Annotated in this window: 24 protein-coding genes; 12 read left to right on the forward strand and 12 right to left on the reverse strand. The window is 61.0% G+C overall.

What is annotated here, in order from left to right; translation table 11 throughout:
* Positions 1–29 precede the first annotated feature (29 nt).
* Genes ARUE_RS15255 through glmS form a run of 3 tightly spaced genes read right to left on the reverse strand, consistent with a single transcriptional unit; the run spans position 30 to position 3,858 of the window.
* Positions 30–1,607: an NAD(P)H-hydrate epimerase gene (locus tag ARUE_RS15255; RefSeq protein ID WP_187329892.1), complete on the reverse strand. Its 1,578-nt coding sequence runs from the start codon at positions 1,605–1,607 to the stop codon at positions 30–32.
* A gap of 15 nt (positions 1,608–1,622) precedes the next feature.
* Complete coding sequence (locus tag ARUE_RS15260) at positions 1,623–1,970, reverse strand: holo-ACP synthase (protein WP_011775548.1); 348 nt, start codon at positions 1,968–1,970, stop codon at positions 1,623–1,625.
* 4 nt (positions 1,971–1,974) lie between these two features.
* Entirely contained in the window at positions 1,975–3,858 is a 1,884-nt protein-coding gene (gene glmS, locus ARUE_RS15265) for a glutamine--fructose-6-phosphate transaminase (isomerizing) (RefSeq protein ID WP_043470495.1), read from the reverse strand.
* A gap of 138 nt (positions 3,859–3,996) precedes the next feature.
* On the opposite strand from glmS, the gene coaA reads away from it, so the two are divergent.
* Together coaA and ARUE_RS15275 are read left to right on the forward strand one after the other, a co-directional pair.
* Positions 3,997–4,968 carry a type I pantothenate kinase gene (gene coaA, locus ARUE_RS15270; RefSeq protein WP_011775550.1) on the forward strand — a complete coding sequence of 324 codons (972 nt, stop codon included), beginning with the start codon at positions 3,997–3,999 and terminating at the stop codon, positions 4,966–4,968.
* A 1-nt stretch (position 4,969) separates the two neighbouring features.
* Positions 4,970–5,839, forward strand: coding sequence for a M15 family metallopeptidase (locus ARUE_RS15275; protein ID WP_014922372.1), 870 nt, complete (start codon positions 4,970–4,972; stop codon positions 5,837–5,839).
* A gap of 71 nt (positions 5,840–5,910) precedes the next feature.
* Here the strand turns inward: ARUE_RS15275 and glmM are convergent, their stop codons facing one another.
* The 3 genes from glmM to rplM all read right to left on the reverse strand — a co-directional run bounded on the left by glmM (position 5,911) and on the right by rplM (position 8,423).
* Complete coding sequence (gene glmM / locus ARUE_RS15280; protein ID WP_011775552.1) at positions 5,911–7,275, reverse strand: phosphoglucosamine mutase; 1,365 nt, start codon at positions 7,273–7,275, stop codon at positions 5,911–5,913.
* 159 nt (positions 7,276–7,434) lie between these two features.
* On the reverse strand, positions 7,435–7,941 hold the full coding sequence (gene rpsI, locus ARUE_RS15285; RefSeq protein ID WP_011775553.1) for a 30S ribosomal protein S9: 507 nt from the start codon (positions 7,939–7,941) through the stop codon (positions 7,435–7,437).
* Between the two features lie 38 nt (positions 7,942–7,979).
* Positions 7,980–8,423 (reverse strand): 50S ribosomal protein L13, encoded by a 444-nt coding sequence (rplM, locus tag ARUE_RS15290; RefSeq protein ID WP_011775554.1) that lies wholly within the window; start codon positions 8,421–8,423, stop codon positions 7,980–7,982.
* Between the two features lie 288 nt (positions 8,424–8,711).
* Between rplM and ARUE_RS15295 the strand changes: the two genes are divergently transcribed.
* From ARUE_RS15295 to ARUE_RS15340, 10 genes are all read left to right on the forward strand, one after another.
* On the forward strand, positions 8,712–9,356 hold the full coding sequence (locus ARUE_RS15295) for a prepilin peptidase (RefSeq protein WP_011775555.1): 645 nt from the start codon (positions 8,712–8,714) through the stop codon (positions 9,354–9,356).
* Between the two features lie 319 nt (positions 9,357–9,675).
* Complete coding sequence (locus ARUE_RS15300) at positions 9,676–9,873, forward strand: Flp family type IVb pilin (protein ID WP_011775556.1); 198 nt, start codon at positions 9,676–9,678, stop codon at positions 9,871–9,873.
* A 95-nt stretch (positions 9,874–9,968) separates the two neighbouring features.
* Complete coding sequence (locus ARUE_RS15305; protein ID WP_011775557.1) at positions 9,969–10,418, forward strand: TadE family protein; 450 nt, start codon at positions 9,969–9,971, stop codon at positions 10,416–10,418.
* Positions 10,406–11,470, forward strand: coding sequence for a pilus assembly protein TadG-related protein (locus ARUE_RS15310; RefSeq protein ID WP_014922373.1), 1,065 nt, complete (start codon positions 10,406–10,408; stop codon positions 11,468–11,470). The genes ARUE_RS15305 and ARUE_RS15310 overlap by 13 nt, the downstream gene beginning before the upstream one ends.
* 44 nt (positions 11,471–11,514) lie before the next feature.
* Positions 11,515–12,261 carry a Flp pilus assembly protein CpaB gene (cpaB, locus tag ARUE_RS15315; protein ID WP_011775559.1) on the forward strand — a complete coding sequence of 249 codons (747 nt, stop codon included), beginning with the start codon at positions 11,515–11,517 and terminating at the stop codon, positions 12,259–12,261.
* On the forward strand, positions 12,258–13,454 hold the full coding sequence (locus ARUE_RS15320; RefSeq protein ID WP_011775560.1) for a CpaE/TadZ family protein: 1,197 nt from the start codon (positions 12,258–12,260) through the stop codon (positions 13,452–13,454). The genes cpaB and ARUE_RS15320 overlap by 4 nt, the downstream gene beginning before the upstream one ends.
* Positions 13,451–14,893, forward strand: coding sequence for a TadA family conjugal transfer-associated ATPase (locus ARUE_RS15325; protein WP_011775561.1), 1,443 nt, complete (start codon positions 13,451–13,453; stop codon positions 14,891–14,893). The genes ARUE_RS15320 and ARUE_RS15325 overlap by 4 nt, the downstream gene beginning before the upstream one ends.
* Positions 14,890–15,840, forward strand: a complete 951-nt coding sequence (locus tag ARUE_RS15330) for a type II secretion system F family protein (RefSeq protein ID WP_014922375.1) — start codon at positions 14,890–14,892, stop codon at positions 15,838–15,840. The genes ARUE_RS15325 and ARUE_RS15330 overlap by 4 nt, the downstream gene beginning before the upstream one ends.
* Positions 15,841–15,849: 9 nt before the next feature.
* Positions 15,850–16,740, forward strand: coding sequence for a type II secretion system F family protein (locus ARUE_RS15335; protein ID WP_011775563.1), 891 nt, complete (start codon positions 15,850–15,852; stop codon positions 16,738–16,740).
* A gap of 287 nt (positions 16,741–17,027) precedes the next feature.
* Positions 17,028–18,203 (forward strand): S1 family peptidase, encoded by a 1,176-nt coding sequence (locus ARUE_RS15340; protein ID WP_011775564.1) that lies wholly within the window; start codon positions 17,028–17,030, stop codon positions 18,201–18,203.
* A gap of 17 nt (positions 18,204–18,220) precedes the next feature.
* Here ARUE_RS15340 and ARUE_RS15345 read toward each other — a convergent pair whose 3' ends face one another.
* The 6 genes from ARUE_RS15345 to rpmJ all read right to left on the reverse strand — a co-directional run bounded on the left by ARUE_RS15345 (position 18,221) and on the right by rpmJ (position 22,080).
* The gene (locus ARUE_RS15345) at positions 18,221–19,111 is read right to left on the reverse strand and encodes a tRNA pseudouridine synthase A (RefSeq protein ID WP_011775565.1); all 891 of its coding nucleotides are present in this window, start codon (positions 19,109–19,111) and stop codon (positions 18,221–18,223) included.
* 32 nt (positions 19,112–19,143) lie between these two features.
* The gene (gene rplQ / locus ARUE_RS15350; protein WP_043470498.1) at positions 19,144–19,713 is read right to left on the reverse strand and encodes a 50S ribosomal protein L17; all 570 of its coding nucleotides are present in this window, start codon (positions 19,711–19,713) and stop codon (positions 19,144–19,146) included.
* A gap of 66 nt (positions 19,714–19,779) precedes the next feature.
* On the reverse strand, positions 19,780–20,790 hold the full coding sequence (locus ARUE_RS15355; RefSeq protein WP_011775567.1) for a DNA-directed RNA polymerase subunit alpha: 1,011 nt from the start codon (positions 20,788–20,790) through the stop codon (positions 19,780–19,782).
* A gap of 149 nt (positions 20,791–20,939) precedes the next feature.
* Positions 20,940–21,341, reverse strand: coding sequence for a 30S ribosomal protein S11 (gene rpsK, locus ARUE_RS15360; protein WP_014922380.1), 402 nt, complete (start codon positions 21,339–21,341; stop codon positions 20,940–20,942).
* A 51-nt stretch (positions 21,342–21,392) separates the two neighbouring features.
* Positions 21,393–21,770 (reverse strand): 30S ribosomal protein S13, encoded by a 378-nt coding sequence (gene rpsM / locus ARUE_RS15365; protein ID WP_011775569.1) that lies wholly within the window; start codon positions 21,768–21,770, stop codon positions 21,393–21,395.
* Between the two features lie 196 nt (positions 21,771–21,966).
* Entirely contained in the window at positions 21,967–22,080 is a 114-nt protein-coding gene (rpmJ, locus tag ARUE_RS15370) for a 50S ribosomal protein L36 (protein ID WP_011775570.1), read from the reverse strand.
* Positions 22,081–22,133 lie beyond the last annotated feature (53 nt).

The following is a 22,133-nucleotide window of genomic DNA, read 5'->3' on the forward strand; positions in this document are numbered from 1 at the left end:
ACTCATGCCCCCAGACACCGACAGCAACCTTACGGTCTTGTTCGGTCGTATTCCGCGTTGAGCGAACCAATGACGCGTGGTACAGCTGCCATGATCGCCGACGCGGTAAGGGGTCCTCCGTCAAAATTTGCGGACGCCAGGGCTCCTGCCCGGCCGTGGACGCTCGCCGCCACCGCGGCGAGGGCGGCCCAGCGGTCCTCGAGCTTCAAGCCCAAGCGGGCATACGCGCCGTCGTCATCATTGATCGATTCAGCCGCCTGCGCCAGCAACGCGCCCAGAACGCCGGCCAGAACATCGCCGCTGCCTGCTGTCGCCATCCAAGCGGTGCCATCCGATTGACTGAAGACAACGCCCGACGGCGAGGACACCAGAGTGGTGGCACCCTTCAGGAGCACGGTGGCTCCGGTTTGTTCGGCGGCCTGACGCACAAAGTGCAGGGGCCGGGATTCGACGTCGTCGCGGGTGACTTTTACCTCGCCCGTAGAAGGAAGCGAACCCAGCAACGTGGCCATCTCACCGGCGTGGGGAGTCAAAATCCAATGGGGCGGGCAACGATCCGGCAGGAGGCTCAAAGCTCCTGCATCCACAATCACCGGCAACCCGTCGGCGAGGGCCGACGATCCGGCATCCCTCGCCCGCTCCAGCTGTTCCTCGCCGGCGACCCCGGACCCTAGTAACCATGCTTGGACGCGGCCGGGATCATCCGTTTCCCAGAGGGCTTCCGGGGTTCGGGCCAGAACCAGTTGAGCTGCTGCTTGGGGTCCGAGGTAGCGCACCATGCCCGAGCCGGCGAGAGCAGCCGCGTGCACGCTCAAGACAGCCGCTCCGGCAAAACGCGCCGAACCCGCTACTACACCAAGGACGCCCCGGGAGTATTTGTGGGCGCGCCGGCCGGGGTTGGGCAGCAAAGCGCCGATGTCCGAGGCAGTGAGCCTCCGAAGCTCGGGGCTGTTGTGTTCCAGCTGTTTCTCGATACCGATCGGAACCCGCTCCACGCGTCCGGCACAGCCTTCACCCGGATCTGCCATGAGCCCGGCCTTGATGCCGCCGAATGTCACGGTGACATCCGCATCCAGCACCGGCCAATGCACTTCGCCGGTGTTTGCGTCCAGTCCGCTGGGGAGGTCGCAAGCCACTACCAAGCGAGGACGCAGCTCTTGAAGCGAGGCCACCAGTTCGGCAGAGGCGTCCCGCAGCCCACCGCGCGCGCCGGTCCCGAGCAGGGCATCAATAATGACGTCATCCCCGGCGCACAGGACTGCGAGCTCTTCCGCGTTCGCGGCCTCCAGCCGCACAACACGCCCTCCGGCCGCAACAAAAGCAGCCAGCGCCTCCGCATGGACTTCAGCCGCGGCGAGGACCGCCGTCGTGCGCATTCCGCGTCGGGCCAGCAAAGCCGCAGCGAAGAGGCCATCGCCGCCGTTGTTGCCCTTGCCGACCAGCACCGTGACGCTCGCACCCGCAAGCTTTCGCCTCTTTTTGACCTCACGAGCCACCGCATGGGCCAACCCGTAAGCCGCCCGCTGCATAAGAACAGCGCCCTCACCGGAGGCCAGGAGCGGTTGTTCCGCATCCCTGATCTGTTGTCCGGTGAAGGCGCTGATCATTGCTTATAAGTCCGTTTAGCCCTCGGCGAGGACAGTCGCCGTGGCGATTCCCCCGTCGTGGCTCATGGACAGGTGCCAGCGCTTGACGCCCTTGGCCTCGGCCACGGCAAGCACCGTTCCCTTGACCTGGACGGTAGGTCCGTTCTCGTCGAGGCCGATCCAGCAATCCTGCCAGTTCATGCCCGCCGGAGCGCCCAGAACCTTGGCCACCGCTTCCTTGGCAGCAAAACGTGCTGCCAAGGACCGGGTGTTGAGTTCCCGCTCGGCAGGAACAAACAGACGGTCCCGGAGTCCGGGTGTCCGTTCCAACTGCCGGCCGAACCGCTCGATGTCTACGACGTCTACGCCAATGCCAACAATCATGGCGTTATTCTACGGTCACGCTCTTGGCGAGGTTACGCGGCTGATCGACGTCGTAACCCTTGGCGCCAGCCAATTCAGCAGCAAAGATCTGCAGCGGAACGGTGGTGAGCAGCGGCATCAGCAAGGTGGGAGTCTCCGGTACGTAGAAGACGTGCTCTGCGTAATCCTTGACGGACTCGTCACCTTCTTCAGCGATGACCAAGGTACGGGCACCACGTGCGCGGACTTCCTGGATGTTGCTGACTACCTTGGAGTGCAGGGAGTCCCGGCCACGCGGAGACGGCACCACAACGAACACCGGCTGGCCGTCGTCGATCAGGGCGATCGGACCGTGCTTGAGCTCGCCGGCAGCGAAACCTTCAGCGTGGATGTAGGCGATTTCCTTGAGCTTCAAGGCACCCTCTAGGGCAACCGGGTAGCCAACGTGGCGACCCAGGAACAGGACGGACTTCTCGTCCTTCATGCTCCGCGCGAGTTCGCGCAAGGGCCCTGCGTTGTCCAGGATTTTCTGGATCTTGGCCGGGATCTTGTTGAGGTCCGCCAGGACATCCTTGATCTGTCCGGAGAAGATGTTGCCGCGCAACTGGGCCAGATAGAGGCCCAGCAGGTAGGCAGCAGTGATCTGCGCCAGGAATGCCTTGGTGGACGCAACGGCGATTTCCGGGCCTGCGTGTGTGTAAAGCACGGCGTCGGATTCGCGCGGGATGGTCGAACCGTTGGTGTTGCAGATGGAGATGGTCTTGGCGCCCTGCTCGCGGGCGTAACGGACAGCCATCAGCGTGTCCATGGTTTCGCCCGACTGGCTGATGGAAACCACCAGCGTGTTGGAATCAACGATGGGGTCGCGGTAGCGGAACTCGTGGGCGAGCTCCACCTCGGTGGGGATCCGGCACCAATTCTCGATTGCGTACTTGGCCACGAGGCCGGCGTAGGCTGCGGTACCGCAAGCCAGCACGATGATCTTGTCCACCTGCTTGAGGAGCTCCGGATCGATGCGGACTTCGTCAAGAGTGAGTTTGCCGTTGAGGTCCGAGCGGCCCAGGAGGGTCTGCGCTACGGCGTCCGGCTGGTCGTGGATTTCCTTCTCCATGAAGGAGCTGAATCCACCCTTTTCGGCAGAAGCAGGGTCCCAGTCAACGTGGTATGCCTTGCCCTCGGCGGGAGCGCCGAAGAAGTCGGTGATCTCCACGGAGTCCGCGGTGATGGTGACAATCTGGTCCTGGCCCAGTTCCACTGCGCGGCGGGTGTAGTCGATGAAGCCGGAAACGTCGGAGCCGAGGAAGTTCTCGCCATCGCCAAGGCCCACAACGAGCGGGGAGTTGCGGCGGGCAGCCACGACGACGTCGGGCTGGTCTGCGTGGACTGCGAGAAGGGTGAAAGCGCCTTCGAGTCGCTGGCAGGCCAGGCGCATCGCCTCGGTGAGGTTGCCGCCGTCGCCATTGAGTTGGTTGCGGAAGATGTCACCGATGAGGGCGGCAGCAACTTCGGTGTCGGTTTCCGATTCGAAGGTGACGCCTTTGCCCAGCAGTTCCTGTTTGAGCTCAGCGAAGTTTTCAATGATGCCGTTGTGAATGACCGCGAGCTTGCCACCGTCGGAGAGGTGCGGGTGCGCGTTACGGTCGGTGGGTCCGCCGTGGGTAGCCCACCGCGTGTGGCCAATGCCGGTCATGGACTCGGGAACGGGACTTGCTTCCAGTTCTGCGATCAGGTTGCTCAGCTTGCCGGACTTTTTACGGGACGAGATGGTCCCATCAGCCACTACTGCGACGCCGGCGGAGTCATAGCCGCGGTATTCCAGACGGCGCAGCCCTTCCACCACAACGTCAAGAGCGCTGTATCCAGCTGCCTTGCGAGACGAATTGCCAACATAGCCTACGATTCCACACATGGGTACAAGCCTAGCGGCTAGTGCAAACAACTGATGTGGGACATCCCAGCTCCTTGACCGCCCCGGCGCATTCCATCACTCACAATTCACCTGCCGGTCGTCGCGCATTTCCTGATCAGCCCCGCGGAGGGCAGAATCATGAGCGTGACTTTGCAACGCACCGAAGCTAATGGCGACGGCGCTTCCCCGTTTGTAGAGCTGGACCGTCAAACGTGGTCCCGGCTTGCAGCGCAGATGGAGCAGCCCCTCAACGAAGAGGACATTTTCCGCCTCCGCGGCCTCGGCGACCCCTTGGACATGAAGGAAGTCCGGGAGGTCTACCTCCCCCTGTCACGCCTCCTGCATCTGTACGTCGAGGCGTCGCATCAGCTCCACGCAGCCACCACCACGTTCCTGGGCGAACAAACCCAGCGCACGCCGTTCGTGATCGGTGTGGCCGGTTCGGTTGCTGTTGGCAAGTCCACCATCGCCCGTGTGCTCCGGGAAATGCTCAGGCGCTGGCCAGGGACTCCCAACGTGGAGCTCATCACCACTGATGGCTTTCTGTACCCCTTGGCGGAGCTTAAGCGTCGGCACCTGCTGGAGCGAAAGGGATTTCCGGAGTCCTACGACCGCCGAGGCCTTCTCCGCTTCGTCTCGGAAGTCAAAGGCGGCGCCGAGGAAGTCCGCGCCCCGTGGTACTCCCACGTTACGTACGACATCGTGCCCGGGAAGGAAGTCGTGGTCCGGCGCCCCGATGTGCTGATCGTTGAAGGCCTCAACGTCCTGGCCCCCGCCCGTCCACGAATGGATGGCAAACAGGGGCTCGCAGTCAGCGACTTCTTCGATTTCTCCATCTACGTCGACGCCAAAACCTCCTACATTGAGGAATGGTACGTGGACCGCTTCCGGAAGCTGAGAACCACAGCCTTCGCCCAGCCCGAGTCCTACTTCCACCGCTACGCCACACTGTCGGACGACGACGCTGAGTCCACGGCACGCGGCATTTGGAAGCGCATCAACGAGCCGAACCTTGAGGAGAATGTTCTGCCGACCCGCGGACGTGCGCAGTTGGTACTCACCAAGGACGCAGACCACTCCATCCGCCGCATGCTCCTGAGGAAGGTCTAGCGTGGCCAACAATCCTCAGCCGATGCCGAGCCGTCGCGCTTTCGCGAGCCTGCTGACCGCAGGTGCAGGAATGGCGGCCCTCGCCGCCTGCGCACCGGACAACACTGCACCCTCCCCTGTTGCGGCCAACGCCGCCAGCGGGGTTCCCTCGGCCTCCGAAACGCCTTCCGCCGCCACCCCCGGTGCCACAGCCACCGAGCCTGCACCCGTCGAACCCGCGCCCAGCGCTGAACCGTCCAGCACCGCCCCGTCGAGTTCCGTTGCCCCGCAGCACTCGCTGACGGACCCCACGAGTCCCTGGGTTGTGGTCAACAAGCACCGGCCCTTGGCTCCCCAGGACTTCGTTCCGGCAGATTTGGTCCAGCCGAACATACAGCTCGCCGTCAGCGGCGAAGCGGCTTTGCTTAACAGCACGACGGCGGCCGCGGCAGAGAAGATGTTCGGGGCAGCAGCCTCGGAGGGCATCATCATGACGTTGGCCTCCGGCTACCGTTCCTATTCCACCCAAGTGGCCACGTACAACGGGTACGTAGCGAGCACCGGGCAGGCGGCAGCGGACCGCGCCTCCGCCCGCCCAGGGCACTCCGAGCATCAGACGGGGTGGTCCTTCGACATTGGCGATGGTGGCGGAGCGTGCAGCTTCCAACCATGCTTCGCCGAACAACCCGCCGCAGTGTGGGCGAAAGCCAATGCCCACAAGTTCGGCTTTGTGGTCCGCTATCCGTGGATGTTCCACGACACTACCGGGTACTTCTACGAGTCCTGGCACCTGCGCTACATCGGCGTGGAGGCGGCAACCGACATGGCCACGCGGGGCATCGCGACCCTGGAAGAGTACTTCGGGCTCGAAGCAGCGCCGGACTACCTCTAGAACCTTAAACACTGAGGCCCGCTGTCCTGCTTCTACTCAAGCAGGACAGCGGGCCAAAAAAGTGAGCTTTCCTAGACTGCCAATTCGCTGGGAGCGCCCAAACGCTCCTTGACCACGGCAGCAAGGCCCTTGCAGATGCGCTCGGCCGTCTCCATGTCAGCGGCTTCCACCATGACACGGACCAGTGCCTCAGTGCCTGAAGGGCGGAGCAGCACACGGCCCGTCTCACCGAGTTCGAGCTCCGCTGCGGCAACGGCCTCGGCAACGCCTTCATCGGTGGCGGCCCGGGCCTTGTCAACGTCCTTGACGTTGATCATGAGCTGCGGAAGCTTTGTCATGGCGCTGGACAGGTCCTTGAGGCTGCGGCCCGTCAGGGCGACCTGCGCGGCGAGCTGAAGCCCGGTCAGGACACCATCACCTGTAGTTGCGAAGTCCGAGAAGATCACATGGCCGGACTGTTCGCCGCCAAGGTTGTACCCGCCGTCGCGCATTTCCTCCAAGACGTAACGGTCACCAACACCGGTCTCCCGGATAGTGATGCCGGCATCGCGAAGGGCGATCTTTAGGCCGAGGTTACTCATGACCGTGGCCACGAGGATGTTGTCCTTGAGCTTTCCGGCTTCCTTCAGTGCCAGCGCCAGGATCGCCATGATCTGGTCGCCGTCCACTTCGTTGCCTTCATGGTCAACTGCCAGGCAGCGGTCGGCATCGCCGTCATGGGCTACGCCAAGGTCCGCGCCGTGTTTAACCACAGCTTCTTTCAGCGGACCCAAGTGGGTGGAACCTACGCCGTCGTTGATGTTGAGGCCGTCGGGCTCTGCTCCGATAACTACGACCTCAGCCCCGGCGTCCTTGAACACCTGGGGTGAACAGCCGCTCGCTGCACCATGGGCGCAGTCGAGGACCACCTTCAAGCCTTCCAAGCGCTTGGGCAGCGTGCCGAGCAGGTGCACGATGTACCTGTCCTCGGCGTCTGAGAACCGTTGGATGCGTCCGACGTCGGCGCCTACCGGGCGCTGCGGCTCTTTACCCAGCTGCGCCTCGATGGCGTCCTCAACATCGTCCGGGAGCTTCTGACCGCCCCGTGCAAAGAACTTAATACCGTTGTCCGGCGCCGGGTTGTGGGAGGCCGACAACATGACGCCGAAATCGGCGTCGAGATCCGCCACGAGGTAAGCCGCGGCAGGGGTGGGGAGCACACCGGCGTCGTAGACGTCGATGCCGGAGCTGGAAAGCCCAGCCTCCACGGCCGCAGCAAGGAACTCGCCGCTGGCTCTGGGATCCCTTGCGACGACGGCGCGCGGCCGCTTGCCATCAGTTGTGCGGTCATGGCCGAGTACGACGGCGGCCGCCTGCGCGAGCTGCATAGCCAGTTCAGCGGTGAGCAATCCGTTCGCGAGACCGCGGACGCCATCTGTTCCAAATAATCTAGACATCGGGTCAAGTTTAGACGACGACAGGACACCACCGGTTCAACAGGTCACTTGCGGTGCGTTTCCTGACTCCCTGCCTGGGTTGTTAAACGACGAAAGCCCGCCCCGCCGAAACGGCGGAACGGGCTTTCGAGTAAGCGCTGAAAGCGCTTGTAAGCGTGTTTAGCGCTTGGAGTACTGCTGAGCCTTACGTGCCTTCTTGAGACCAGCCTTCTTGCGCTCGATGACGCGGGCGTCACGGCTCAAGTAACCGGCCTTCTTGAGGGTGGCGCGGTTGTTGTCGACGTCGATCTCGTTCAGCGAGCGAGCAACACCGAGACGCAGTGCACCGGCCTGGCCGGAGATGCCACCGCCGTGGATACGGGCGATGACGTCGTAAGCGCCTTCGAGATCAAGGATCTTGAAGGGCTCGTTGACGTCCTGCTGGTGCAGCTTGTTCGGGAAGTAGTTGTCCAGCGTGCGGCCGTTGATGGTCCACTTGCCGGAACCCGGCACAACGCGAACGCGTGCAACGGCTTCCTTGCGGCGGCCAACAGCTGCACCGGCAACGGTCAGTGCCGGGCGCTCCTTCTTGGGCGCATCTTCAGCAGATGTGCTTTCAGAGGTGTAGCTGGTGAGGGTTTCCTCAGCCTCGACGGCTTCGGCGGTCAGTTCTTCGTTCTGAGCCACGGTTCTCCTTGTAATGAAAAGTTGGTTGGTGGCCAGGACTACTGGGCGACCTGGGTGATTTCGAAAGTCTTCGGCTGCTGTGCAGCGTGGGGGTGCTCCGGGCCTGCGTAGACCTTGAGCTTGCCCAGCTGCTGAGCGGCGAGGGAGTTCTTGGGGAGCATGCCCTTGATGGCCTTCTCAACAGCGCGAACCGGGTTGGATTCCAACAGCTCGGCGTAGTTGACGGAGGTCAGGCCGCCCGGGTAACCGGAGTGGCGGTATGCGCGCTTCTGCTCCAGCTTGGCGCCGGTGAGGGCAACCTTTTCAGCGTTGATGATGATGACGAAGTCGCCCATGTCCATGTGGGACGCAAAGGTCGGCTTGTGCTTTCCGCGCAGCAGTGTTGCGGTCTGGCTGGCAAGACGACCAAGGACAACGTCGGTGGCGTCAATGACGTGCCACTGGCGGTTGATATCGCCGGGCTTCGGGGTGTACGTACGCACGGTTTTGCCTCGTTCTTGTTCTGGCGTTCATGTTTTAGGCGGCACGCAATAAGGCGTGCACCTACTATGTATGCGCTACCGGAGCAGAGGTGAGGGCTCTATGTACCAGTTATCCCAAGATCTCGAAATGCCTCAGGAGTTAGCGATCCTGCAACTGGATCCCCCGGAAGGCATGTGTCATCGAGATAGGACACGCACAACGACTCTAAACAATACCGTCACTAGGGCGCCCGGGTCAAAATGGGGTGACCGCCCCCAGGGGTAGCGCACTTTTACTAAGGGAGAAACATGAACGATGGCCCCGGCGTCCCGCTCCTCATTGCGCTCCTCGGGTTGCTGCTCAGCCCTACTGCCGAGCTAGTGATCGCCCGCACGCTGCCGCGACTCGGCGGCGCGCCTGCCCTCAAGGTCCGGATCACGACGGCGGGGGTCACCGCGCTGCTTTTTGGCTTACTGGCGTGGCGTTTTGGGTTTTCTCCGGAGTTGCCGGCATTTCTTTTATTGGCATTGCTTGGCGTTCAGCTTTCGCGGATTGATTTCACCGTCCACTTGCTGCCGAACGCACTGGTTTTACTTTTGTTTGGGGGCGGATTGGTCCTGCTCCTTGCCTCCGCTGCCCTCACGCCAGGATGGGCGGACTTGATTCGAGCTCTCGCCGGAGGAGCGATCCTGTTCGCCGGCTACTTAATTCTGGGACTTTTTTCGCCGGGAAGCCTCGGAATGGGCGATGTGAAGCTCGCAGCGCCCCTAGGGCTGTACTTGGGGTACTTGGGTTGGGGCCAAGTACTCTTCGGGGGGCTTCTGGGATTCGTGGTGGGCGGGGTGCTCACGGTCCTGATGTTGCGCGTGCGATCAGCCGAAAAACCCGTGGAGACGGCTCACGGCCCTGCAATGGTAGTCGCTGCCCTGGGCGTGGCCCTGCTCATGAACTAACCAAAGGTAAGTACGCCCTTACTCAGGCCCCACTGTGCACCGCAATTAATAAGACTGCTTCGCAAACCAAGTAGTTTCCGCCTGTTATGGCCGTCGAAACTGAGTACTCACGGCCTCCGCAGTGCGCCACCAAGTAATGAGTGGCCCATGAAATCGAGTACGACTACGCATTGTGGCTTCTGCCTGCCCTGGTGAATTCTTATCTCATCGAATTCCGAACCGCTAAAGGCTACATGGGGGCAGTTCGAAAGTCGGACGAATTTCAATTCGGAGTTCGTCATTCATCATTTGCCATATTAATTCTGGGAAGGATTTTCCAATGTCATCTCTCATGGTTTCCGTTATCTCGTTCATCGCCGGCGTCAAGGATCGCTTCACCAACGAGGAGAAGGGCGCGACGGCTGTTGAATACGGTCTGCTCGTGGCTCTGATCGCCGCTCTCATCGTTGGCACCGTCGTCCTCCTGGGGCAGGACGTCCTTAAGGGCTTCGACACAGTCGAGAAGGCCCTGGTCTAACACGCAAAAGGCCGGCTTCATATCGAAACCCGGGCCGGCTGCTCCGATACACTCATCGGCTGCAGCCGGCCCGGAATCGTTTTCTGGGAGTTGCTATGAGATCCAAAGGTAGGAAGAGTAAAACGCTCTTTAACAGAAAGCCCTCTACCGCTAAAAGCCAGTCTGGTGCGGTAGCAGTTGAATTTGCACTTGTACTGCCGATATTCCTCGTCTTGGTACTGGGGATTTTTGAGTTCGGCCGGGCATTCAACATCCAGATTTCCTTGTCTGAGGCCGCTCGCGAAGCAGCCCGCTACGCAGCTATTCATCAATCAGATTCCACCTACAGCGTCGGCGACGCGCAGGCGGCTGGTGTGGCCGCCGCGCCCACCGTGGACTTGGCTCCGGGCGACATCACCGTCACGTCGTCGGGCACAAGCCCGTGCAACGTGGAGGTCAATATCTCCTACAGCACGCCGTGGATGACTGGATTTCCAGGACTGGTGCCCGGGATGCCGGCCGAACTGGATATCTCCGGGACAGGAGTCATGCGATGCGGCGGCTGAAACACGATGATCGCGAGCGCGGCGCTGTTGCTCCCATGACCGCCATGCTGATGGTGGCCCTCCTGGGCATGACTGCTTTCGCCGTAGATGTTGCCATGATGTACTCCGAGCACGCTCAGTTGCAGAACGGTGCCGACTCATCAGCAATAGGCATCGCCCAGGCTTGTGCACAGAACGCCGCTTCAGCCGACTGTGCTGCACCCACATCAGCAGCAACCTCCTTGGCGGGCCTGAATGCACTCGACGGTGTCAGCAATGCGCCACAAGCCTCGGTAAATCTGGGCACCGGGACCGTTGATGTCACGACCCAATCCCGCAACACCTCCGGCGACAATCACTTCACTCTGGTGTTCGCGCGAGCCTTGGGCGTCGAGACAGCCAACATCCAGGCCTCGGCCCAAGCTAAATTCGGCGGATTCTCAGCTACCGATGCCATCCCGCTGACGTTCTCCCAATGCGAGGCGGACCCGAGCTTCACCAAAGGCCTACAGTTCTTCCCGGTTCACGGCACCACGCTTTCCGACGACCCGGACTACGCATGCCAGCACCAGTCTTCATCGGGATTCGAGCTTCCCGGTGGCTTCGGCTGGCTCAAACACCCAGGCTCCACCTGCACGGTGCACATAGACATTGACAATCCCTGGTTGGAGGCCAACGAGGGCAATGATTTCGATTCGACGTGCGCTGCCGCCTTCGCGTCCTGGGAGACCAAGCTCAAAGCCGGCAAGCCTGTGGAACTTCTCATTCCGATTTTCGAAACAGCCTGCCCAGTGAAGAAGGGTACGGGAACCAACCCCTGCGCTTCCTCACCCTACAAGAAGTCCTTCAAGATCGAGGCCTTCGCGCAGATCTCTCTCCGGGGGTGGCATCTCACGGGCGGCGGATCCAGCTACATGACCTCCGATGCCTCTGCGCTTCAGAAGTCCCTGGGTCTCAAGAACAGCGACACAGGTTTGTACGGCACCTTCATCAAGAAAGTAAGTCTGACGGAGGCCGCAACTCTGGGCGGCCCAACCACGTACGGCGCCTTGGGCGTCCAACTCACCGAGTAGTAACCAATCTGGGAGAAAACTCCATTGCACTAAGGAGAATCAAAGTGAAAACTCGCCTACTGGGAGGCATAGTCGCAGTCGTGCTGGCAATAGTCGGCACGCTGCTACTGGTCACATACGTTCAAGCAGCAGACGCGCGGGCACAAAAGGACCTCCAGCCCGTTGATGTCCTTGTTATCCAAAGTCAGGTTCCCGAGGGAGCCGATCTTCAGCAGATCAAGTCTGCTGTAAAGCTTGCTTCGCTACCCGCGGCTTCGGTACCCAATGGTGCCCTCAAGAGCCTCTCCGGAATGGAGGGCAAAGTCGCGGGGGCAGAACTCATGCCTGGTGAAGCCCTGCTGGGAAACCGCCTGGTGGATCCCAACAGCCTGGCGGCCCCCGGGTCAGTCCCTGTCCCCGACGGACTTCAAGAAGTTTCAGTACAACTTGATGCGCAGCGCGTTGTAGGCGGGCGACTGGCCGCCGGCGACACCGTAGGCGTCGTGGTGCTGGTGGGCGAGAACGGGCAATCCGACACTGACGCTTCAGCCCAGCTCGTCTTCCATAAAGTGCTCGTTACCAGCGTTCAGCGGGCCACAGCCAGGAACTCGAACACCGCGCAAGCAAGCTCGGAGCAGGCCAACACACAGCTGCCGGAGGGTTCATTCATCGTGACACTCGCCCGCAGCGATGTGGACGCCACCAAGATCGTTTACGGAGCAAAGTACGGGGATATCTGGCTGACGAAAGAACCCGCCGAGGCCCAGGAAAGCGCACGCGTCACCATCAAGAAGGCAGAGGTACTCCAATGAGCCGCTTTCTAGTCATCACGGCTGATGTAGATTTCGAAAAGCGCGTCCGCCAAGCCGCGGCCGGCATGCATGGCGATGTGCAGTCCATCATTGCCGACTACTTGCCGCAGGGCCCGGACGACGTCCTCCGGGTGCTGTCCGGACAACTGCTGGAAGTCCTTGTCCTGGGGCCCGGGCTACAGGCTGACGACGCAATCCGATTGGCAAGCCTGTTCGATCTTCAGTATCCGGAGATCAGCGTAGTGCTCGCTTCGACGGATGCAGCGGAAGTCGCACTCCCGGCAATGCGCGCAGGCATCCGTGACTTGTTGGAGCCTTCCGCGGATCCGGGCACCATTCGGGCGCTGTTGGAGCGTGCCAGCCTCGCGGCTGCCGGGCGTCGCAGGGGCTTGGGTGCACAAGTAGACGCAGGGCCACAGGGAGGGCGGATTATCGCCGTCATGTCGCCCAAGGGCGGCGTGGGCAAGACGACTATCTCAACCAACCTCGCTATTGGGCTGGGGCGAATCTCTCCCATGAGGGTTGTCATCGCCGATTTGGATCTCCAGTTCGGCGACGTCGCATCCGGGCTCCTCATAGACCCGGATAGGACAATCGCGGATGCGGTTACCGGTGCGGCAGTCCAGGACAGCATGGTGCTGAAGTCATATCTCTCAGTTCATCCCGCCGGTATTTATGCCCTCTGTGCGCCCCGTAACCCCTCCCAAATCGAGCAGATTTCCGCGGAACAGGTGGGGCATCTCCTTGAACAACTGGCCAGGGAATTCGACTACGTGATTGTGGATACCGCACCGGGTCTTGGTGAGCACGTCCTGGCGACCCTAGAACGTGCCTCCGACGTCGTGTGGGTATGTGGAATGGATATCCCGAGCATCAGAGGACTTCGGAACGGTCTCGAAATACTTGACGAGATCGGGCTGGTCCCCGAACAGCGCCACGTTGTCCTGAACTTCGCGGACAAGCGCAGCGGGCTGACCTTGATTGATGTGGAAGCCACCATAGGGTGCCCGGTGGATGTCACTTTGCCGCGGTCCCGTTCACTCCCCTACTCAACCAATAGGGGCATCCCCGTACTTCAAGACGGGACGAAGGATGTCACGCTCCGCGGTCTCCGTCAGCTCGTTGATCGCTTCAAGCCGGGCTGGGAAGAACGGCCGCACAAGCAGCTGCACCGAAGGGCGGTAGTCAAGTGAACCTCGCAAAGCGCCTTCAGACCGCTCGGGGGCTGGAAGTTGAGACCCCCGGCACGTCAACATTGGGAGATCCATGGGCCGGGCCAGCAACCCACACCCCTGACTACATCGCCGATTCAACGGGAGCAGGAGGAACTACCGAGGACTCAAGCCAAGCGTTGTCAGCAGTCAAAGAACGCACCAGTTCAGCGTTGTTTGATCGTATGGGTTCCCGAATTTCAGACACCACACTGGATGAGGCGGAACTCCACCGCTACGTCAAAGAGGAACTCCGTGCCGTTATTGACGAAGACGACATTCCGCTGACATCCCAGGAGAGACAACGACTGGTCCAGGAGATCGCTGACGACGTTCTTGGTCTTGGGCCGCTTCAACGCTTCCTTGACGACAAGGATGTCACAGAGATCATGGTGAACGGTGCCGACAAGGTCTACGTGGAGATTGCCGGAAGACTTCACTTAACCAATGTTCATTTCAGCTCCGAAGAGCATCTTCGCCGAATCATTGAGCGGATTGTCTCCAAGGTTGGCCGCCGCATTGACGAGTCCTCTCCACTGGTGGACGCAAGGCTCTCGGACGGATCCCGAGTCAATGCGATTATTCCTCCGCTCGCTGTCAATGGATCGTCGCTCACGATTCGAAAGTTTGGCCGCGTGCCGCTAACGGCCCAGAATCTCATCCAATTGGGAACCATGAGCCCCGAGATCACCGAACTGCTTCACGCGTGCGTACAGGCCCGGCTGAACATCATCGTCTCGGGCGGTACAGGAACAGGAAAGACAACGCTCTTGAACGTCCTGTCATCGTTTCTTCCTTCAGATGAACGCATCGTCACCATCGAAGACGCCGTGGAACTGCAGCTCCAGCAATCGCACGTTGTCCGGTTGGAAAGCCGACCAAGCAACATCGAAGGAAAGGGTGAGATCGCCATCCGGGATCTCGTGCGGAATTCCCTGCGCATGCGCCCCGACCGGATCGTAGTGGGCGAAGTTCGTGGCGGTGAGGCACTGGACATGCTTCAGGCAATGAACACCGGCCACGATGGTTCCATTTCTACTGTCCACGCGAATTCTCCGCGCGACGCCATCGCACGCCTCGAAACGTTGGTACTGATGGCCGGCATGGACTTACCTCTCCGCGCAATTCGAGAGCAGATTTCGTCCGCCGTGAACCTGGTTGTCCAAATTTCGCGGTTGCGCGACGGCACCCGCCGCATCACTCATGTGACGGAAGTCCAAGGCATGGAAGGTGATGTTGTCACCCTGCAGGATGCCTTCATCTTCGATTACTCAGCAGGGATGGACGCAAACGGGCGATTCCTAGGGAAACCGGTTCCGACCGGTGTGCGGCCACGGTTCGTAGACCACTTTGCGGACTTGGGCATCCATATTTCACCAGCGGTCTTTGGAACGATGGCAGCTGGCGGTGGAAAGCGATGATCACCGCAACCAGTCCCCTGCTGCTCATCGGCGGGGTAATCCTCGGAATCGCGGCCCTGGCGATCGGGCTATTCCTTATCCCCAGGTCGAGGAACTCAACGATTGCATTGTCCCGGCGGCGTCCAAACGCCGGCACCCAGGACTCAGTGCTGACCCGGATGACAAATTCTGCTGTCGCATTGGTAGATGGGTCAGTTTCGGCCAGCAGGGCTTCCGGAACCAGGCTTCTCCTTGAGCAGGCCGGCTCCAGGATGCGGCCGGCGGACTACGTACTCTTGGTCATCTGCGCCACCTTCACTGGCGCCGTCGTAGGCTTCATCCTCGGCGGTCTCTTGGTGGCAATACTCTTCGGAATCTTAGTGCCCATCGGCGCACGCATGGTTCTGAGCGTCATGACGTCCCGACGCCGGGCGCAGTTCGAAGCTCAACTGGGCGACACGCTGCAAATGCTGTCCGGCAGCATGCGGGCCGGTCATAGCTTGCTGCGGGCAGTCGATGCTGTGGCTCTGGAGGCACAGTCACCTACCAAGGAAGAATTCGCCAGGATCGTAGGAGAAGTCCGTCTGGGACGTGACCTCCGCGATGCACTCCTGGACGCAGCAAACCGTCTACACAGCGAGGATTTCCTCTGGGCCACCCAGGCCATCGAAATTCACCGTGAAGTGGGCGGCGACTTGGCTGAAGTACTGGACCACGTGGCTGAAACGATCCGCGAGCGATCACAAATCAAAGGCCAAGTGCGGGCCCTCAGCGCTGAAGGTCGGCTGTCAGCGTATGTGCTCATAGCACTGCCGACCGGCATGTTTCTGTACCTCAGCCTCGCCAACGGGACGTACATCCAGCCTCTCTTCACGCACCCCGTGGGTTGGATCATGCTCGTGGTAGCCGTCGTCCTTCTTGCGTTGGGGTCCTTCTGGCTCAGCCGCGTCGTCAAGATCAAGTTCTAGGGAGTGACCATGAACGTTATTGCATGGGCGTCCGTCGCCTTGATCGTAGTTCCCATCGCCTTTATGGCATGGGCGTTCATTTCAGTAGACCGTACTGGCCTCGCAACCGTCCGTACCAACTTGAGTCGAAGCGCAGGAATGGCCACTGACTTGGGGGCACAGCCGTCAGCATTCAACCTGCATCGTCTGGGTGCAAAGCTCACCCCAAAGGGCTACACCATCTGGCTGGACAAGTTGCTGGCCAAATTGGGCCGACCAGCGGGAATGCCCCTGGGACGCCTCCTGATCCTCAAACCAGCGTTGGCCTTGGCAGCAGGCCTCGTGGGTCTGTTGTTCTTCCTGAGAGCCCCTTCGGGCCAGGGTTTCCTGCTGTACCTGGCCGCAGTGTTGCTGGTGTACTTCATCCCGGACCTGATCATCCACGGCCGCGCTGCCGAACGGCAAAAGGCAATCCAAACTGAGTTACCCAACACTCTGGACCAGATGCTCATCTCCGTTGAAGCCGGCCTTGGTTTTGAAGGGGCCATGGCCCGGGCCGGGCAGAATGGTTCGGGACCGCTGGCCATGGAAATGCTCCGAACACTGCAGGACATGCAGGCGGGACGCAGCCGCAAGGAAGCATACGTGGCTTTGGCCGAACGTGTGGATGTCCACGACCTCAGGGCATTCGTCGGGGCCATAGTGCAGGCCGATACCTATGGGATCGCCATAGCCAACGTCCTGCGGACCCAGGCCAAGCAAATGCGTATCAAACGCCGCCAAAGGGCGGAGGAGCAGGCAATGAAGCTGCCTGTGAAGGTCCTGTTCCCTTTGATGTTCTGCATCCTGCCAGTGCTGTTCATCGTCATCATGGGTCCGGCCGTCCTCAATGTGATGACTAATCTGGCCGGCACTTTTTAGGGTTCTGGTGTTCTTGCCCTAAATACCGGCCGTTCGCGGATCCCAGACCACGGGCGGCCACATCGGCCCCCTTCCGGTACCCAGAGCCGGGAGGGGGTCCTCCAACAGACCCATTCAGCCAGTAGCCACTTCTGGTCAAACGAGTACCTGCCGGAGGGTTCAGGTAGCACTCCTCACGGAAGTCGAGTACGCCCTACTCGTGCCAAGCACTGAACCACTCTTCTACACTCCACGTACAGCCTGGGATCCGCCCAACGTCTGCCCATATCAAAGCCTAGGGAATGATCATGAAAAGGTCAGAGACGGTCAAGAAGCCGGAGAAGAAACTCGCTATACCGGCTTGCTTGGCGGCACTGCTAACAGCACCGATTCTGGCCGCGTCGCCTGCAGCAGCCGAGATCAACGCGGACACCATCGACAAGTCCATTGTGTGGGTGGACACTGCGTGGAGCGCTTCCGTTCAGGTGCCCTTCAAGGACGGAACCACCGAAACGTACCGGACCACCGTCTACGCGTACTGCACGGGATGGTTCGTCAGCGACACAGGGCACGTGGCAACTGCCGGCCACTGCGTCGAGGCTGACGACGGACTTCGTGTAAGCGTCTACTCGAACGTCATTGAAGAGCAGGGCTTGACGGGGGTCAGGGCTGAGGACGTTGACTGGCCCATGAGCCTGGGCGAGCCATCCATCAAGATTGATCAGCCCTCGGGCATCGATGGCGGAGTTCTCAGCGGGAAAACCGCCATTACAGCGCAGCTGATCGCCAAACAAGGTTTTGAGAAGGGCGACAACGCCCTCTTGCGCATTGCCGATATGAAAGACACCCCCGCTTTGTCGATAGGCCCGGAGGCACCCAAAGTCCGCGAGAAGGTCACCTCTATTGGCTTTCCTGATCTCGTTGGCTCAACCTCGGATGTGGAACGGCAAAAGCCGTCGTACCGATCCGGGGCCGTGAGCTCACGCAGTTACTCAACGCAAGGTGTTCCCCGCACGGAGATCGACACCGACATCACCCCGGGGATGTCCGGAGGGCCTTCAGTCAACGAGGAGGGACAAGTCATTGGCATCAATTCCGCCTACGTGTACCAAGGGGCTGGACAGGCTAACTACATCACCGACACGGAAACGCTCCGGGAATTCCTGACAGCAAATGGAGTCAAGTTGGCTGAGCCGGCGTCACAGTCCGCAGCCCCTGCGGCTGCCGTTGAGAACCCGACCGCCGTCACGTCGACCGGTCCTGAGATTCCGCTGTGGATGATCGTGACACTGGCAGGCCTCGTGCTCGCCCTCGCCGTCATGGCTATCTTCCTCACCCGGGCGATGCGCCAACGGCCCAAGCCGGCCGCCGCAGCCGCTATGCCTGCCGGTCCACAGATGCCTTGGGTGCAAGAACCGCCTCGCCCCGAGAATGGACCCCGCCCTGAAAACGGACCGCGCCGTGAGGACGGTCAGCCTCTGTAGTTCTTCGACGGTATGGTCTACTCTCGCCGGGCCCGCGTCAGCTCGGCCCGCGCCAGCAACTCGCTATCGGACGGGTAGGCGACTTCCTCCAGCACCAAGGGATGCGGAGCAGCAAGCACAGATTTGGCATCGCGTTTGCGTTCGAGAAGACGTGAGTGCAACCAACCCGGAGTTTCCAACCCCTCCCCCACTCGCAAGGCGGAACCTACCAGGGACCGCACCATGTTGTGGCAGAACGCATCGGCCTGAACGGTGGCAACAATAACGTCGTCGCTTCCACGGTCAAACGAGAACTGCTGCAGCTCACGTATGGTCGTGGCTCCCTCGCGGGGTTTGCAGTAAGAACGGAAATCCTGGAGGCCCAGCAACGCAAAGGCGCCCTCGTTCATGAGCTCCACATTCAAAGGCGCTTTATGCCACAAAGTGATTCCCCGCAGCACAGGGTCCCAACGTTCCGGACCGTCGGCAATCCGGTAACTGTACCTCCGCCACAACGCTGAGAAGCGGGCGTCGAAACCTTCCGGCGCCAGACCGGCGTCGTGCACTTCAATGGACCCCGTCAGATCGCCGAGAATGCGGCTCAAAGCGCCGCGGAGTCGGCGTAAAAGCGCGACGGCGGGATCGAGCTCGTGCCCGCGCGGCAGTGACAGCCACTCGGCTTCCGTCAGGTCCAGGTGAACCACTTGACCGCGGGCGTGGACGCCGGCGTCCGTCCGGCCTGCAACCGTCACGCGAACCGGTCGCTGTAGTAGAAGCGCCAAAGCTTCCTCAAGGGATCCTTGCACGGTCCGGAGACCTGGCTGCAGAGCCCACCCGCTGAAAGGGCCGCCGTCGTAGGAAAGATCAAGCCGGACACGCAAAAACCCGCCGCCCCCCATAACGGGGGCAGCGGGTTTTCGTTCGTTCATAGACTTAAGTCTACTGTGAAGAATTCAGTGAATTACTTCTTGTCCTCAGCGGCCGGAGCCTCTTCGGTTTCAGCAGCTTCAGCTTCAGCAGCTTCTGCCTCAGCGGCCGGAGCCTCTTCGGTTTCAGCAGCCTCTGCCTCAACGGCAGGAGCCTCTTCGGTCTCCACGACCTCTTCCTCGGCAGCCGGAGCAGCCTTGGCAGCGGCAGCGGTTGCTTCAGCAACAACGGCCTGCTTCGGGGAAACCGGCTCGAGAACGAGCTCGATGACAGCCATGGGAGCGTTATCGCCCTTGCGGTTGCCGATCTTGGTGATGCGGGTGTAGCCACCATCGCGGTTAGCAACGGCGCCGGCGATGTCGGTGAACAGCTCGTGGACAACGCCCTTGTCGCTGATCAGGCCGAGAACGCGGCGGCGGGAAGCGAGGTCGCCACGCTTGGCGAAGGTGACCAGACGCTCTGCGTACGGCTTCAGGCGCTTGGCCTTGGTGACCGTGGTGGTGATGCGCTTGTGCTCAAAGAGAGCAGCTGCCAGGTTCGCGAGCATCAGGCGCTCGTGAGCCGGGCCGCCTCCGAGGCGCGGACCCTTAGTGGGGGTAGGCATAGTTATTTCTCCTGTTATGTAAGCCGGTCAGGTCCATCACTGGACCCGGCGGCCAAGATCTGCTGTTTAGAGCTCGTCGTCGCTGAACGCGGCGTCGTCCTCTTCGATGGCTGCGGCGCGGGCTGCGAGATCGAAACCGGGAGGGGAGTCCTTGAGGGACAGACCCAGTTCCACGAGCTTTGCCTTGACCTCGTCAATGGACTTCGCACCGAAGTTACGAATGTCCATCAGGTCAGCCTCGGAGCGGGCAACGAGTTCACCCACGGTGTGGATGCCCTCACGCTTGAGGCAGTTGTAGGAACGGACGGTGAGGTCCAGATCCTCGATCGGCAGAGCCATGTCCGCTGCCAGGGCAGCGTCCGTCGGCGACGGGCCAATCTCGATACCTTCAGCTGCGGTGTTCAGCTCACGAGCCAGACCGAACAGTTCCACCAAGGTGGTGCCTGCGGAAGCAACAGCATCGCGCGGGGCGATGGCCTGCTTGGTCTCGACGTCGACAATGAGCTTGTCGAAGTCGGTGCGCTGCTCAACACGGGTAGCTTCCACGCGGAAAGTTACCTTCATGACCGGCGAGTAGATCGAGTCAACCGGAATACGGCCGATCTCGGAGTCGCCGGACTTGTTCTGAGCTGCCGAAACGTAGCCACGGCCGCGCTCGATGGTCAGTTCGAGTTCGAACTTGCCCTTCGAGTTCAGTGTGGCAATGTGCAGATCCGGGTTGTGGAATTCGACGCCGGCCGGCGGAGCGATGTCCGCGGCGGTGACGACTCCGGGGCCCTGCTTGCGCAGGTAAGCAACAACCGGCTCATCGTGCTCTGAGGAAACCGAAAGGTTCTTGATGTTCAGGATGATCTCGGTGACATCTTCCTTGACACCCGGAACCGTGGTGAACTCGTGCAGCACGCCATCGATCCGGATGCTGGTTACAGCGGCACCGGGGATGGAGGAGAGCAGGGTACGGCGGAGGGAGTTTCCGAGGGTGTAGCCGAAGCCCGGTTCCAGCGGTTCAATGATGAAACGGGAGCGGTTCTCGGATACAACTTCTTCAGACAGGGTGGGGCGCTGTGCAATGAGCACTTAGGTTTCCTTTCGGCGAGCATCCGCTATATGACGCAACACAGGTGGTGGAAATCGGCTTCGGTTTCCAGCCTGACCAGCCGGGCCATGCTGATGGATGATCGAAACCATCCATAGCAGGCCCGGCCGGTCAGGCAGGGAAGACCTAATTAGACGCGGCGGCGCTTCGGCGGGCGGCAACCGTTGTGGGCGCTGGGGGTGACGTCCTGGATGGAGCCAACCTCGAGGCCAGCAGCCTGAAGCGAACGGATTGCGGTTTCGCGTCCGGATCCCGGGCCCTTGACGAATACGTCAACCTTGCGCAGACCGTGCTCCTGAGCGCGCTTTGCAGCAGCTTCGGCAGCCATCTGGGCAGCGAACGGGGTGGACTTACGGGAGCCCTTGAAGCCAACCTCACCGGCGGAAGCCCATGAGATTACAGCACCGTTCGGGTCCGTGATGGACACGATGGTGTTGTTAAAGGTGCTCTTGATGTGCGCCTGGCCAAGCGCGATATTCTTCTTATCCTTGCGACGCGGCTTACGAACCGCTCCACGAGTCTTCGGGGGCATTGTTTCTCCTACAGAAAGTTATCGGGGGAAAACCGGATCAATCCCGAGGGATTAACGTCCGGCCTTCTTCTTGCCGGCGACGGTGCGCTTCGGGCCCTTGCGGGTACGAGCGTTGGTCTTCGTACGCTGTCCGCGTACGGGCAGGCCCTTGCGGTGGCGCAGGCCTTCGTAGCTGCCGATCTCTACCTTGCGGCGGATGTCAGCGGCTACCTCGCGGCGAAGGTCACCCTCAACCTTGTAGTTGCCTTCAATGTAGTCACGCAGCTGGACCAGCTCGGCGTCAGTCAGGTCCTTGACGCGAACGTCAGCGCTGATGCCGGTGGCAGCCAGGGTTTCGTGTGCACGGGTCTTGCCCACGCCGTAGATGTAAGTAAGCGCAATTTCCAACCGCTTTTCGCGGGGAATGTCTACGCCAGCGAGACGAGCCATAGTGGCAGTACTCCTTGAATAAACCGGAGGTCGTAGGCAGTACACCCACACGTTCAGTGTGGCCCCAGCCTCCGACCGGGGGTTCGCTGACCAGGCTCTGTAATGCAGTCCTGGCACAGCTTGTGCTGCCTTTATTTACTTGCGTGGGCTAGCAGCCCAGGTTTGTCCTTGCGGACGCAGATTCCCGGAAGGGGAATTAGCCCTGGCGCTGCTTGTGGCGCGGGTTCTCGCAGATCACCATGACCCGGCCGTTACGGCGGATCACTTTGCACTTGTCGCAGATCTGCTTGACGCTCGGCTTGACCTTCATGGCGTTCCTTTGCGTGTTTTGCAGTTGATCTGCTGGAGCGGCTTAGGCACTAT

The organism is Arthrobacter sp. Rue61a (genome assembly GCF_000294695.2).
Lineage (GTDB): Bacteria > Actinomycetota > Actinomycetes > Actinomycetales > Micrococcaceae > Arthrobacter > Arthrobacter aurescens_A.